The following is a 14586-nucleotide window of genomic DNA, read 5'->3' on the forward strand; positions in this document are numbered from 1 at the left end:
CCGTGCCACGTCCCGGACAAACACGTCCACGTTTTGGCCCGCTGCGGCGGCTGGGGAATGTACTGGAGGGGCCTCGACTGCCGGCAGCCCGGTCCTTTGGCCGTCTCCCCGGCGGAGCGGGCGGCGGCGACGAGCCGGCCGGTCCACACGTGGCCGGCAGCGAGGAGCATCAGGCCGAGGCAGACCGCCATCGTCCCCGCTCCGCCGTCGAAGGCGGTGGCGAGCGGGTCCGCACCCAGCGCCCACCCGAGCAGCGCGCCGAGCACGGGCAGCCCGGTCAGGACGCGGGCCGTCGACCGAGGCCCGGCCAACGACGCCTCCCGCTCCGCGCGGGACTCCGCCTCGGCCACCAGCGCCCCCGAGACCGCGTCGAGCACCGCCGCCAGCGGGGCCCCGACGTCCCGCGCGAGCACCGCGCCCGCGACCACCGACCGGGCGTGGCCGTCGCCACCGACCACCGGGGCCAGCGCCGCGGGGTCGGGGATCCCGGTGGAGTCCACCGGCACCCCGAGGGCGCGCGACCACGCCGCCGCGGGCGGTGCCCCCGCGCGAAGCAGGGCGATGACCTGCGCCACGGCGACCCGCACCGCCTCCGCTCCGGCCGCCGCGTCACGACGCGGGCGCAGCAGGCCGCCCGTCCGCGCCGACCGCACCGTGACGACCCTCCGGGTGAGCGCGGTCGCCCGCCGTCCGGCGGGGGCCAGGGCGAGCCACGCCGCCAGCGCCACCCACCACCCCGCCGTCAGGCCGGGGTCGGCGCCCCACCCGGGCGTCATGGTGCCCACCGCGCGGCCAGCTCGTCCCAGGCCTCGTCGGGCCGGGGCTCCGTGCCGGGCTCCCAGGCAGCCGCACGGCGCACGACCAGGCCGTGGTCCCCGGCGCGCCCCACGACGCCGATCTCCGCGAGGTACCGGCACCCGCCCCGCCGGCGCAGGTGCAGCACGACGTCCAGCGCCGCCGCCGCCTGCGCGGCCACCGCCTCCCGCGGCATCCCGGCGAGGGCTGCGAGCGCCTCGAGCCGCGCCGGCACCTGCTCGACGGCGTTCGCGTGCATGGTGGCCATGCCGCCGTCGTGCCCGGTGTTCATCGCCAGGAGCAGCTCACGCACCTCGGCGCCGCGGCACTCCCCGACGACGATCCGGTCGGGCCGCATCCGCAGCGCGCCGCGCACCAGCTCGGTGAGTGTCACCTCACCGACGCCCTCGACGTTGGGCCGCCGGGCGGCCAGGGACACGACGTGCCGGTGCCGGGGCGCGAGCTCGCGCGCCTCCTCGACCACGAGGACGCGCTCGTCGGGCGGCACGAGAGACAGCAGGGCGGCGAGCAGCGTGGTCTTGCCGGTGCCCGTGCCACCGGTCACCAGCAGGTTGGCCCGGCCCGTCACGAGGGCGCCCAGCAGCCCTTCCCAGCGCGACGGCAGCGCGCCGCCCGCCACGAGGGTGCGCACGGAGTGCGCCGCCTGCCGCAGCACCCGGAGGGCGATCACCGCGCCGGCCGGGGCGACGGGCTCGACGACGGCGTGCAGGCGGGTGCCGTCGGGCATCCGCGCGTCCACGGTGGGTGCGGCGTCGTCGAGCCGTTGGCCGGCCACGGCGGCCATGCGCACGGCGAGCGCTCGCACGGCGTCCGGGCTGCCCAGATCGAGGTCCACGCGGCTCAGGCCCGCACCGCGGTCCACCCAGACGTCGCGCGGCCCGTTGACGAGGACGTCCGTGACGTCCGGCGCGTCGAGGAGCTCCTGCAGCGGTCCCGCCCCCGTGAGCTCGGCGCGGGCCGCCCGGGTGAGGTCGCTCAGCGCGGCGGAGCCGAAGACCCGGCCCGTGGCCCGCAGCGCCGCCCGCACAGCGGCGTCGTCGACCGGGGTGCCGGCCGCGCCGACGCGGGCCCGCACGTCGTCCAGCAGCGCCCGGTCGACGAGCGGGAGGCCCGCGGTCACGACGTCCTCGCCAGCGCGCCGACCAACGATCCGGCGGCGCGTCCCAGCGGCGCCCGGTGGCCGACCGGGGGCCCGTCGCCGCGGTCGACCGCGGCAGGCAGCCGCGGGTCCCGACGCACCGTGGCCGCCACCCGGAGCCCGAGGGCCTCCTCGAGCGCCGCGGCGTCGACCCGTCCGGGCGCGGGACCGCGGGCGACGAGCCACGGTTCGGGCGCACCGAGGTCGGCGAGCTCGGCGCGCGCCGCGAGCGCCCCCGCCACCCCCGGGGCGCTGCACGGGGTCACCAGGACCACCGCGTCCGCGGCGCCCACGAGCATCCGCGTGCCGGCGGTCCACGCGGCCGGTCGGGGCAGGTCGAGCACCACCGTCTCGCCGCCGCGCAGCAGGCCCGTGCAGACGTCCACCACCACGGCGTCGTCGGGGCGCGCGGGGCGCAGCCGGGTCCCGGAGAGCACCGGCACGGACCGCCAGCGCGGGAGGGCGGCGACGAGTCCCACCCCGTCGACGTCACCGCGGGCCGCGGCGAGCTCGGGCCACCGGGCACCCGCCTCGTCCTCGATCCCGAGCAGCACGTCCGCGCCGGGGCCGGGGAGATCCAGGTCGACCAGCACGGCGCCCTCGCCGTCGCGCCGCAGCGCCTGGGCGAGCGCCGCCGCGAGGACGCTCGCGCCGGCGCCCCCGCAGGCCCCGAGGACGGCGATCGTCCGCCGTCCTCGGGGCGTCGTCCACGGCGGCCGGTCGGCGACCGGCCAGCGGACCGCCGGTCCGGGTGCACCGGGCGCACCGGGCGGGGCCGGCCTCGGGACCGTGGCGGGCGCGGGGCCCGCGTCCGCCACGGGGCGGGGCAGCATGCGTGTGGTGACGTCGTCCATGCGCCCAGGCTGGTCCGGGCCCGGCGACCGTCACGGCGTCACGCGGCGATCTGTGGACGGCGCCGCCCTGGGGGCGGGCTCCCGCCCGCGTCAGACCGCGGCGGCGTCCTCGGCGGCGGCCTTGCCCGCTGCACCCTCGGCCCGGCCGACGGCGTCGTCGGTCGCCTCCCCCATGGTCTCGGCCACGACCTCAGCCTCGGCACCACCGCGTCGCGCGCGCGACCGTTCGGCGCGCAGCGCCGGCAGGAAGCAGAAGACGCCGAGGACGCTGAACCCGCCACCCAGGATCATCGCGACCGGCGTGGACCAGCCCTGCGCCACCCAACCCAGTGCGGGTGAGGCGACGGCGTACGTCGCGAAGGCCACCATCGACGCCAGGGACAGCACGGTGGAACGGTTCTCGCGCCGCGCCTCGCGGTGCAGCAGCGCCTCGTACGACGGACCGGAGCTGCCGTGCAGCCCGTAGGTGATGAGGTACGCGACCACCAGCATCACGGGACCGCCCGTGAGCCCCATCCACACCGCGCCGAGCCCGTTGAGCGCCCGCGACGCCAGCGCGGTCCGCGCCACGCCGAACCGGTGCGACGCGAGCCCGCAGAGGGCGGCACCGAGCGCGAACGTGCCCCAGCCGACCGACGCCACCGGGCCCATGACGGCGCCGGCCTGCGCCTCGCCGCCGAGGAGCTCTGCCATCCGCACCGGCTGCAGGGACTCGAACACGACCATCGCGGTGGACGCGAATAGCTCCACGAGCAGCAGGCCCTGCAGCACCCGGTTGTCGCGGGCGAGCCGCAGGCCCGACGCGATGCTGGCGGGCACCTCGCGGGCCTGCCCGACCACGGAGCGCAGCCCGGCGGCCCAGCGACGGCCCGCGCCCCCGGCGTCGGGAGCCTCCGCGACGGGGCCGCCGTGCCGCGGTGCCTCCCGGATCAGCAGCACGACCATCACGAGATGCACCACGGCCAGCACCACGTACACCGCGTAGGGCAGCGCGAGCGCCGACCAGGCCGTGAACGGGTGCCACCAGACGAGGCCGCCGGAGACGAGCGCGCCGAGCGCGATGGCCGCCCCCAGCACGGTGCCCTGGTGCGCCAGCTCGCGGTCGACGTCGGCCCCAGGCCGCTCGGCGTGCACGGCGTCGACGAACCAGGCCTCGAGCGGCCCGGAGTCCAACGCCCGGAACATGCCCATCAGCGCCGCCGACACGATGAAGCCCCACATCGACTGCGCCACGAGGAACGTCGCCGCCGCGAGGACCTGCGCGGCCGCCGCGACCACGAGCATGGGCCGCCGCCCGACGACGTCGGCGGTGCCGCTGGTGGGCAGCTCGAGCGCGAACACGACGAGCCCGGCGACCGACGCCAGCGTCAGCGTCTGGCTGATGGTCAGGCCGCGCTCGATGGGCAGCAGCGTCGTGACGGAGATGACCAGCCCGACGGGGAACCACCGGGTGGCGGTGAGCAGGAGGAAGACCTTCTGCGGGCTCATGCCTCGCCCTCGCTCTCGCTGTCGTCGGCGGGCTGCCCCGCGGCGTCGGGGACGTCGTCGGAGTTGAGCGGGAACAGGAACCGCCACAGGTGCAGCCGCCGGGCCCGGGGGTCGCCGTCGCCGATGTGCAGGTACTTGTTCACGACGGCCTCGAGCTCCTCCGCCATGTCCCGCGCCTGCTCGGGCGTGACGTCCACCCAGGTGTCGGTCATCCCGGCGACGTCGGTCCACTCCTTGGGCCAGCTGTCCGCGACGTCGAGCCAGTGCGCGTAGTTCGTGTCGAACTGTCGGTGGTAGTCGCGCACCAGCCAGCCGAGGGCGGTCTGTGCGTCCTCGTCCCCGCCGAAGTCGGAGTCGCTCCAGCCGTGGCTCTCGGTGGCCGCCGCCCAGAGCCGCTCCTTGCCGCGCCCCTCCCCTGTGTCGACGACGAGGCCGACCGACTCCATCTTGCGGAGGTGGTAGCTGGTGGCGCCGGTGTTGGTCGACAGCTCGGCGGCGAGCGCCGTGGCCGACGACGGACCCTCCCGGCGCAGCGCGCCGAGCAGCCGGGACCGCAGCGGGTGCGCGAGCACCTTGGCCGCCTCGGCGGTGAGCTCGAGGTGGGTGTACGGGCGTTCCGGCGTCTCGTCCATGCGTGCACGATAACCATGCACAACTCTTCTGCACAAGAGTTGTGCACAAACATTCTGCATGGACGCGGCCGTCGACGCCCCGACCCCTGCGGCTAGGCTCTGGCCCGTGACCGAGCAGGGACCGGGCCCGGATCGAGGTCCGCGCGAGACGTCACCGTCGAGGACGGCGACATCGCGGTCGCGCGTCGCCGCGTTCTTCGACCTCGACAAGACGATCATCGCGACGAGCTCGTCGGCCGCGTTCTCCAAGCCCTTCTACGCCGGCGGCCTCATCACCCGCGGCGACGTGCTCCGCAGCGCCTACGCGCACCTCCTCTTCTACGCGGGCAACGCCGACGCCGACCAGACCGAGCGGATGCGCAAGCACCTGTCCGAGCTCGCGACGGGCTGGGAGGTGAGCAAGGTGCAGCAGATCGTCGCCGAGACGGTGCACGAGCTCATCGACCCCTACGTCTACGCCGAGGCCGTGGACCTCATCGCCGAGCACCACGAGCTGGGGCACGACGTCGTCATCGTCTCCGCGTCGGGGGCCGAGCTCGTCGAGCCGATCGCCACGGTGCTCGGCGCCGACCACGTCATCGCGACGCGGATGGCGGTCGAGGACGGCCGCTACACCGGCGAGATCGAGTTCTACGCCTACGGCGAGCAGAAGGCCGAGGCCGTCGAGGAGCTCGCCGGCCGGCGCGGATACGACCTCGAGCGCAGCTACGCCTACTCCGACTCCGTCACCGACGCGCCGATGCTGGGCGCCGTCGGGCACGGGTTCGCCGTCAACCCGGACAAGACGCTGCGCCGCGTCGCCGCCGAGAACGGCTGGGGCGTGCTCACCTTCTCCCGCCCCGTGGCGCTCCGCTCCGCCCTCCGGCCGCCCGCCGTCGCCCTCGCCGCGGGCGGCGTCGCGGCCGCGGGCGTGGCCGCGTGGCTGCTCCGCCGCTGGTGGGTGCGGCGCCGCGCCTGACCGCTTGCGCCCCCGTCCGGGGTGACGTTCCATGGGTGAAGACAGCCGGACGCAGGACCCACGCACAGGAAGTCCACGGTTGAGGACCCACTCGGCGGGAACGGCCCCGCCCAGTGATCGGATGAAGCGCCTGATACCCGCGTCCGGGCTGGCGGGCGCGGCGCTCGGTCGGACTCGACTCCCGGGCGCCGTCCTCGTGTCTCAGCCCTCGTGTCTCAGCCTTCCCGGCCGCGCCACTCCTCCGCGAGGATCCCGTAGGTGAAGCCGTCGACCCAGCCGAGCTCGGCGTGCCATGAGTCCTGGACGCCGTGCTGCTCGCGCCGCATGCCCACCTTCTCCATCACGCGCCACGACGCGGTGTTGGCGGCGAAGCACCCGGCAGTGACGCGGTGCAGCCCCAGCTCGTCGAACGCGACCTCCAGCAGCCCCCGCGCGATCGCGGTGGCGACGCCGCGGCCCTCGTGGGCCGGGTCGACCAGGTAGCCGAGCGACCCCTCGGCGCCGCGCCACGCGTCGCCCTGCGTCTGCCCCATCCCGTCGCCTACCGAGAGCGACCCCGTCCCGACGACGACGCCGCCCAGCTCGGCGACGGCGCCGTGGTCGGTCGGGTCGTCCGCGGACGCGAGCCAGGCCGCGCGGAACCGGTCCGGGTCCACCTGCGTCCGCAGCAGCCAGCGGGTCACGCCCGGCCGGTTGCGCCAGGTGAGCACCTGGTCCAGGTCGTCGGACGTCGGCGGGCGCAGCACGACGGGGCCGGACCGGCGCGGCCACGTCACCTCGGGGGTCGTCATGGTGCACGTCTACCAGGCCCGACGACGACGGCCCACGGATTTTCGGCCGCAGGGCGCGGACGCCGGGCGGCGAGGGGACCGTTTTGCGAGGAGTGCGGCCGAACCGTGGGACGGCGTGACCCGGGTCACCCGCGAGGTCTAGACTCCCGACCGCGAGGCCCCGCGGGGCCCGTCGTCCCCCGGCCACGACGTGTCGAGCCGGCGGACCGCACCAGAGACGATGCGCACCGGAGGTAAGCGTGCCAGAGAACGAGACCACCGCCCCCAGCCTCGAGAACCTGCTGCACGAGACGCGAGCGTTCCCGCCGAGCCCCGCGTTCGCGGCGGCGGCCAACGCCCAGCCGTCCCTGTACGAGGAGGCGAAGGCCGACCGGCTCGGGTTCTGGGCCGACCAGGCGCGGGAGCTCGTCAGCTGGTCGACGCCGTTCACCCAGACGCTCGACTGGTCCGAGGCGCCGGTGGCGAAGTGGTTCGCCGACGGCACGCTCAACGCCGCGTACAACGCGGTGGACCGGCACGTCGAGGCCGGGCTCGGCGACCGGGTGGCCATCCACTTCGAGGGCGAGCCGGGCGACACGCGCACGGTCACCTACGCGGACCTGCAGGAGGAGGTCTCCCGCGCCGCGAACGCGCTCACGGCGCTCGGCGTCACCCAGGGCGACCGCGTCGTCGTCTACCTGCCGATGCTGGTCGAGTCGGTCGTCGCGATGCTCGCCTGCGCGCGCATCGGCGCCCCGCACTCCGTGGTCTTCGGCGGCTTCTCCGCCGACGCGTTGCGCAGCCGCATCGCCGACGCCGAGGCGAAGCTCGTCATCACGGCGGACGGCGGCTACCGCCGCGGCGCGCCGTCGGCTCTCAAGCCCGCCGTCGACGCGGCGCTCGCGCCCAAGGACGGCGAGCCCGCGACCACCGTCGAGCACGTGCTGGTCGTGCGCCGCACCGAGCAGGACGTCGAGTGGACCGACGGCCGCGACGTCTGGTGGCACGACGCCCTGGAGCAGGCCGACCCGGTCCACGAGCCGGTCGCGGTGGACGCGGAGCACCCGCTGTTCATCCTCTACACGTCGGGCACCACGGGGAAGCCGAAGGGCATCCTGCACACCACGGGCGGCTACCTGACGCAGGCGGCGTACACCCACAAGAACGTCTTCGACCTCAAGGCGGAGAGCGACGTCTACTGGTGCACCGCCGACATCGGCTGGGTCACCGGGCACACGTACGTCGTGTACGGGCCGCTGACCAACGGCGCCACGCAGGTGATCTACGAGGGCACCCCGGACACCCCGCACCGCGGCCGCTGGTGGGAGCTCGTCGAGAAGTACAAGGTCTCGATCCTCTACACCGCTCCCACCGCCATCCGCACCTGCATGAAGTGGGGCGAGGACATCCCCGCCGGCTTCGACCTGTCGAGCCTGCGCGTGCTCGGCTCGGTGGGCGAGCCCATCAACCCGGAGGCGTGGATGTGGTACCGCCGCGTCATCGGCGGCGACACCGCCCCCATCGTCGACACCTGGTGGCAGACGGAGACGGGCTCCATCATGATCAGCCCGCTGCCCGGCGTCACCGCCACGAAGCCCGGCTCGGCGCAGGTCGCGCTGCCCGGCATCGTCGCCGACGTCGTGGACGACGAGGCGCACTCGGTGCCGGACGGCGGCGGCGGGTACCTGGTGCTCTCGGAGCCGTGGCCGTCCATGCTGCGCGGCATCTGGGGCGACCTGCAGCGCTTCGAGGACACCTACTGGTCGCGGTTCGAGGGCCTCTACTTCGCCGGCGACGGCGCGAAGAAGGACGAGGACGGCGACATCTGGCTGCTGGGCCGCGTGGACGACGTCATGAACGTCTCCGGCCACCGCCTGTCCACCACGGAGATCGAGTCGGCCCTCGTCTCGCACGACGTCGTGGCCGAGGCCGCGGTCGTCGGCGCCGCGGACGACACCACCGGCCAGGCCGTGGTCGCGTTCGTCATCCTGCGCGGGGAGCACGCGGAGCGGGCCGCGACGCCGGAGGGCGCCGAGGCGGTCCAGCTCGAGCTGCGCAACCACGTGGCCAAGGAGATCGGCCCGATCGCCAAGCCGCGCCGCATCCTCGTCGTCCCGGAGCTGCCCAAGACCCGGTCCGGCAAGATCATGCGCCGCCTGCTGCGCGACGTCGCCGAGAACCGCACGGTCGGCGACGCGACCACCCTCGCCGACTCCTCGGTGATGGACCTCATCGCCGCCGGCCTGTCCTCGGCGAAGCCCGGTTCGGAGGACTGACCCCGTCGCCGACCAGGCGGTTGTGCACCTTCTGAAGCGTCAGAAGGTGCACAACCGCCTGGTCGGCTCGGTCGGTCCTCGGTGACAATGGGGGCGTGCCTCTCACGCCCGCCCTGTCCTTCGGCCCTCTCGACCCCGCCGCGCAGGACGCCGTGCGCGCGCTCGCCGCGGCGGCGGCCGAGCACGACGGCGTCGCCCCGCTGTCGGAGCAGCCCCTGCTGCGCCTGGGCACGGACGCCGACTGGCTGACCCACGTCGTCGCGCAGGACGGCGACGGCACGACGGTCGGCTACGCCCAGGTCGACCGCGGCGGCGACGACGCGAGCGCGGAGCTCGTCGTGCACCCGGACCACCGCCGGGCCGGCGTGGGCAGCATGCTGCTGCGCACGGTGGAGCGCGACGCGCGCCTGCCGATGTTCTCGGGTGCTCCGGGCCAGCGCGGCAAGCCCCTGCGGGTGTGGGCGCACGGCGCCCTTCCCGCCGCCCGGGGGTTCGCGCAGGCGCGCGGCTACGAGGTGGCCCGCGAGCTGCTCGTGCTGGCGCGCGCGCTCGGTCCCGAGGACGCGGCCCGCGACCTTCCCGAGCTGCCGGGGCTGACGCTGCGCACGGTGCGGCCGGGGGACGACGACGAGGCCTGGGTGCGGCTGAACGCCCGTGCCTTCGCCGACCATCCCGAGCAGGGCCGCCTCACCGTCGACGACCTGCGCGACCGGCAGCGCGAGCCGTGGTTCGACCCCGAGGGCTTCTTCCTCGTCGAGGACGCCGGCGCCCCCGACGCCGCCCCGCTCGCGTACCTGTGGACCAAGGTGGAGACCGGCCCGCTCGACGACGAGGGCGGCACCGGCGAGATCAGGTCCGGGGAGATCTATGCCGTCGGTGTCTCCCCCGAGGCGCAGGGCCGCGGCCTGGGCCGCGCGCTCACCGCCGTCGGGCTGCGCCACCTGGCCCGGGTCGGCTGCGACCGCGCGGTGCTGTACGTGGACGGCGACAACGCGGCCGCGCTGGCCACGTACGCGGGTGCGGGCTTCGAGCGCGCGGCAGCCGACGTCCAGTACGCGCGCCCCGCCGCGCCCGACGAGGCGTAGCACCCCGCGGCCACCCTTGGACACCCGCCGTTCACCCGGCGGTGCCAGGATGGGGGCATGACAGCGTCGCGCCCTCGACCGCCCCGGACCCGCGACGGCCGCGGCCGGAACTCCCCCGCCTCGTCCGACGCCGTCGCGGCCGCCGAGGTGACGGACAGCCGGCCCCGGGCCACCGCCGTCGCGCCGTCGCGCCCGATGGACCCGCAGCTCGCCGCGCACATCGCCGAGCACATCGCGGAGGAGCCCGAGGTCGAGGAGGCCGCGGCGGCCGAGGTCGAGCCCCTGCCCGACGACCGGTTCGCCGAACGCGAGCTGAGCTGGCTCGCGTTCAACGAGCGGGTGCTGGAGCTCGCGGAGGACACGACGCTGCCGCTGCTGGAGCGCGCGCGGTTCCTCGCGATCTTCGCGTCCAACCTGGACGAGTTCTTCATGGTGCGGGTGGCCGGCCTGAAGCGCCGGATCGCCACCGGTATCGCGGTCACCGCGGCGTCGGGCATGAGCCCCCGCCAGGTGCTGGAGTCGATCGGCGACGCGTCGCACCAGCTGATGGCCCGGCACGCGGAGGTGTTCCGCTCCGACGTGCAGCCGGCGCTGGACGCCGAGGGCATCACGATCGTGCACTGGGACGAGCTGGAGGTGCGGGAGCAGGAGCGCCTGCACAAGTTCTTCCGCAAGCAGATCTTCCCGGTGCTGACACCCCTGGCCGTGGACCCGGCGCATCCGTTCCCCTACATCTCGGGGCTGTCGCTGAACCTGGCCGTCGTCGTCGCGAACCCGCTGACCGGCAAGGAGCACTTCGCGCGCGTCAAGGTGCCGCCGCTGCTGCCGCGCTTCATCGCCGTCGACGACCGCGGGCGGCCGTCCGCGCCGACGCCCACGCAGGGCGGCGGCACGCAGACGTCGTTCGTGCCGCTGGAGGAGGTCATCGCCCAGCATCTCGACCACCTGTTCCCGGGCATGGAGGTGCGCGAGAGCCACACGTTCCGCGTCACGCGCAACGAGGACGTGGAGGTCGAGGAGGACGACGCCGAGAACCTCCTGCAGGCGATGGAGAAGGAGCTGCTGCGCCGCCGCTTCGGCCCGCCCGTGCGCCTGGAGCTGGCGCACGGCATCTCGCCGCGCATCCGCGAGCTGCTGGTCCGCGAGCTCGGGGTCGCGGACGAGGAGGTGTACGAGCTGCCCGCGCCGCTCGACCTCACCGGCCTCAACGTCATCGCCGACATCGAGCGCTCGTCGCTGCACTTCCCGCCGTTCGTCCCGACGACGCACCGCCAGCTCGCAGAGGTGGAGTCCGCGACGCCGCGCGACGTGTTCGCCGCGATCCGCGAGCGCGACATCCTGCTGCACCACCCGTACGACTCGTTCTCCACGTCGGTGCAGACGTTCCTCGAGCAGGCCGCGGCCGACCCGGCGGTGCTGGCGATCAAGCAGACGCTGTACCGCACGTCGGGCGACTCCCCCATCGTCGACGCGCTGATCGACGCCGCCGAGGCGGGCAAGCAGGTGCTGGCCCTGGTCGAGATCAAGGCACGGTTCGACGAGCAGGCCAACATCTCCTGGGCGCGCAAGCTCGAGGAGGCGGGCGTGCACGTGGTGTACGGGATCGTGGGCCTCAAGACGCACAGCAAGCTGTCCCTCGTGGTGCGCCAGGAGGCCGACGGGCTGCGGCGGTACTGCCACATCGGCACGGGCAACTACCACCCGAAGACGGCCCGGATGTACACGGACCACGGGCTGCTCACGTGCGACCGCGACGTCGGCCAGGACCTCACGCGCCTGTTCAACCAGCTCTCCGGGTACGCGCCGCAGTCGCGCTTCCACCGCCTGCTGGTGGCGCCGCGCACGGTGCGCTCCGGCCTCATCGAGCGCATCGAGCGCGAGGCGGCCGCCGCCCGGGCGGGCCACGAGGCGTGGGTGCGGATCAAGGTGAACTCCGCCGTGGACGAGGCGACGATCGACGCGCTGTACCGCGCCTCGCAGGCCGGCGTGCACGTCGACCTGGTGGTGCGCGGCATCTGCGCCCTGCGCCCCGGCGTGCCGGGCCTGAGCGAGAACATCCGCGTCCGGTCGATCCTGGGCCGCTTCCTGGAGCACTCGCGCATCTACGCGTTCGCGAACTCCGCGGGCCCGGCGATCGGCGAGGGCCCGGAGTCCGGCCCCGAGGTGTACATCGGCTCGGCGGACCTCATGCACCGCAACCTCGACCGCCGCGTCGAGGCGCTGGTGCGGATCACGGACGAGGGCCAGGTCGCCGAGCTGCTGGAGCTGATGGACCGCTCGATGTCGGACCTCACGTCGACGTGGCACCTGCAGCCCGACGACACCTGGGTGCGGCACGCCGTGGGCCCGGACGGCGAGCCGCTGGAGGACCTGCAGGCGAGCCTCGTGGACCGCCACCGTCGCCGGCCCGAGAGGACCCGGTGAGGGCGGCAGGCGCGCGCCGGTCGGCGGGCGTGGCGGCGTCCCCGCTCGTGAGCAGGCTGGGGGCGACGTCCGTGGAGCACGCGCCGGTCATCGAGTCGGCGGGTGCCCTCGTCTGGCGCGAGCGGGAGGGCCGGCTGCAGGTGCAGCTGGTGCACCGGCCGCGCTACGACGACTGGTCGTGGCCCAAGGGCAAGCTCGAGGCGGGCGAGGCGCTGAACACGACCGCGGCGCGCGAGGTCGCGGAGGAGACCGGAAAGCCCGTGGTCCTGGGCGTGCCGCTGCCCGGCCTGCAGTACCTGACCCCCGAGGGCCGCGTGAAGCGGGTGCACTACTGGGCGGCCCGGCGGGCGACGCGCGCGGACGACGGCGCGGCGCTGACCGCCCGGTACCCGGTGCGGCCGCCGACGCGCGACGAGGTGGACAAGAAGGCGTGGCTCGACGTCGACGCGGCGACGGCGAGGCTGACCCGCGAGGCCGACCGCGGCCCGCTCGAGGCGCTGGTGCAGGCGCACGCGCAGGGCCGGCTCGCCACGCACGCCGTCGTCATCGTGCGGCACGGCAAGGCCCTGGCCCGCGCGGGCTGGCACGGCCCCGAGCAGGACCGCCCGCTGACCCCGACCGGCCACGCCCAGGGCGCGGCGCTCGTGCCGGTGCTCGCGGCGTACGGGGTGACGTCGGTGGTGTCGAGCCGCTGGGAGCGGTGCGCGGCGACCATCGAGCCCTACGTGCGCGCGTCGCACGCCCGGCCGGAGCTGAGCGACCAGCTCGGCGAGGCGGAGCACGAGCGCTCGCCGGCCCGCGTCGCGGCGACCGTGCTCGACCTGCTGGAGTCCGGGCGGTCCTCGGTGCTGTGCACGCACCGCCCCGTGCTCCCGACGGTGCTGGACGTGCTGGGCCAGCACTCGCGCCGCGCGGTGGCGAACGTGCTGCCCTCGCGCGACCCGTTCCTGGAGCCCGGCGACCTGCTCGTGGCGCACGTCGCCGTCACCGGCAAGGGCCCGCGCGTCGTCGCCGTCGAGAAGGTCACGCCGCCCGTCTACTGACCCGCGACGAGCCTGCGGGGCCGCCCTGGCCAGACGCGAGGAGGGCACGCACCGTGGTGACGGTGCGTGCCCTCTCGGCGTGCTGCGGGCCCGACGTCACGTGAGCCAGGGGTGCAGGATCCAGGTCATGATCGCGGCCACGAGGGCGGCGGCGGGGATGGTCAGCACCCAGGCCACGCCGATGTTCTTCGCGACGCCCCACCGCACGGCGGACAGCCGGCGCGTGGCGCCCACGCCCATGATCGCCGAGGTGATCGTGTGGGTCGTGGAGACGGGGGCGTGCAGGATGAACGCGTTGGCGTAGAGCACCAGGGCCGACACGGACTCGGCGACGAAGCCGCGGGCCGGGTCGAGCTCGATGATGCGACGGCCCAGCGTGCGCATGATGCGCCAGCCGCCGGAGTAGGTGCCGAGCGAGATCGCGGCCGCCGCGCCGAGCTTGACCCAGAGCGGGATGCCCGCGTCCGGGTCCGCCCAGCCGACCGTGAGGAGCGCCATGAAGATGACGCCCATCGTCTTCTGCGCGTCCTGGAGACCGTGGCCGAGGGCCATGGCCGCGGCCGAGGCGGTCTGCGCGAGGCGGAACCGGCGCGTCACCTTCGACGGCGCCTTGTTCCGGAAGATCCAGAGCACGGCCACCATGACGACGTAGGCGCCGATGAAGCCGATGAGCGGCGAGAAGACCATCGGCAGCACGACCTTGTCGATGATCGCCTGGCCGTAGATGGGCAGCCCCGCCGCGAGCCCGGCGCCCACCAGACCGCCGATGAGCGAGTGCGTGGACGACGACGGCAGGCCGAACCACCAGGTGATGAGGTTCCAGGCGATGGCGCCGAGCAACGCGCACAGCACCACGATGAGCGCGGTGTGGTTGGACGCGTCCTGCAGGTCGACGATCGACGTCGCGATGGTCTCCGCGACCTCGGTGCCGAGCAGCGCCCCGACGAAGTTCATGACGGCCGCCATGCCCAGCGCGACGCGCGGGGTCAGGGCCCGGGTCGAGACCGAGGTGGCGATCGCGTTGGCCGCGTCGTGGAACCCGTTCGTGTAGTCGAAGCCGAGGGCGATCGCCACGACGAAGACGACGAGAGCCGCCTCCACC

12 protein-coding genes are annotated in these 14586 nt (G+C 74.9%); 5 read left to right on the forward strand and 7 right to left on the reverse strand.

What is annotated here, in order from left to right; all coding sequences use genetic code 11:
- The 5 genes from ACWF41_RS06745 to ACWF41_RS06765 form a co-directional block, all read right to left on the reverse strand.
- On the reverse strand, nt 1-776 hold a 776-nt coding region (locus tag ACWF41_RS06745; RefSeq protein ID WP_452182230.1), incomplete at its 3' end, for a type II secretion system F family protein.
- Nucleotides 773-1936 carry a TadA family conjugal transfer-associated ATPase gene (locus ACWF41_RS06750; RefSeq protein ID WP_380326382.1) on the reverse strand — a complete coding sequence of 388 codons (1164 nt, stop codon included), beginning with the start codon at nt 1934-1936 and terminating at the stop codon, nt 773-775. The genes ACWF41_RS06745 and ACWF41_RS06750, both read right to left, overlap by 4 nt.
- Nucleotides 1933-2808 (reverse strand): septum site-determining protein Ssd, encoded by an 876-nt coding sequence (gene ssd / locus ACWF41_RS06755; RefSeq protein ID WP_380347045.1) that lies wholly within the window; start codon nt 2806-2808, stop codon nt 1933-1935. Before ssd ends, ACWF41_RS06750 begins: the two co-directional genes overlap by 4 nt.
- A 90-nt stretch (nt 2809-2898) precedes the next feature.
- A complete protein-coding gene (locus tag ACWF41_RS06760; RefSeq protein ID WP_380326173.1) occupies nt 2899-4296 on the reverse strand; it encodes an MFS transporter in 1398 nt (465 codons plus the stop codon).
- Nucleotides 4293-4928: a winged helix-turn-helix domain-containing protein gene (locus tag ACWF41_RS06765; protein WP_380326176.1), complete on the reverse strand. Its 636-nt coding sequence runs from the start codon at nt 4926-4928 to the stop codon at nt 4293-4295. The genes ACWF41_RS06760 and ACWF41_RS06765 overlap by 4 nt, the downstream gene beginning before the upstream one ends.
- Nucleotides 4929-5034: 106 nt before the next feature.
- On the opposite strand from ACWF41_RS06765, the gene ACWF41_RS06770 reads away from it, so the two are divergent.
- A complete protein-coding gene (locus ACWF41_RS06770) occupies nt 5035-5886 on the forward strand; it encodes an HAD family hydrolase (protein ID WP_380326179.1) in 852 nt (283 codons plus the stop codon).
- Nucleotides 5887-6101: 215 nt separating this feature from the next.
- Here ACWF41_RS06770 and ACWF41_RS06775 read toward each other — a convergent pair whose 3' ends face one another.
- The gene (locus ACWF41_RS06775) at nt 6102-6677 is read right to left on the reverse strand and encodes a GNAT family N-acetyltransferase (protein WP_380326182.1); all 576 of its coding nucleotides are present in this window, start codon (nt 6675-6677) and stop codon (nt 6102-6104) included.
- 239 nt (nt 6678-6916) lie between these two features.
- On the opposite strand from ACWF41_RS06775, the gene acs reads away from it, so the two are divergent.
- The 4 genes from acs (at nt 6917) to ACWF41_RS06795 (ending at nt 13484) form a co-directional block, all read left to right on the forward strand.
- Nucleotides 6917-8932, forward strand: coding sequence for an acetate--CoA ligase (gene acs, locus ACWF41_RS06780; RefSeq protein ID WP_380326185.1), 2016 nt, complete (start codon nt 6917-6919; stop codon nt 8930-8932).
- Between the two features lie 95 nt (nt 8933-9027).
- Nucleotides 9028-10017, forward strand: coding sequence for a mycothiol synthase (gene mshD, locus ACWF41_RS06785; RefSeq protein ID WP_380323243.1), 990 nt, complete (start codon nt 9028-9030; stop codon nt 10015-10017).
- Between the two features lie 195 nt (nt 10018-10212).
- A complete protein-coding gene (locus ACWF41_RS06790; protein ID WP_380323250.1) occupies nt 10213-12441 on the forward strand; it encodes an RNA degradosome polyphosphate kinase in 2229 nt (742 codons plus the stop codon).
- A 47-nt stretch (nt 12442-12488) separates the two neighbouring features.
- Entirely contained in the window at nt 12489-13484 is a 996-nt protein-coding gene (locus ACWF41_RS06795) for an NUDIX hydrolase (RefSeq protein ID WP_380323240.1), read from the forward strand.
- A gap of 96 nt (nt 13485-13580) precedes the next feature.
- On the opposite strand, the gene ACWF41_RS06800 is transcribed toward ACWF41_RS06795, so the two are convergent.
- Nucleotides 13581-14585, reverse strand: a complete 1005-nt coding sequence (locus ACWF41_RS06800) for an inorganic phosphate transporter (RefSeq protein ID WP_380323237.1) — start codon at nt 14583-14585, stop codon at nt 13581-13583.
- Nucleotide 14586 lies beyond the last annotated feature (1 nt).

It is taken from the genome of Isoptericola sp. NPDC055063 (genome assembly GCF_053608125.1).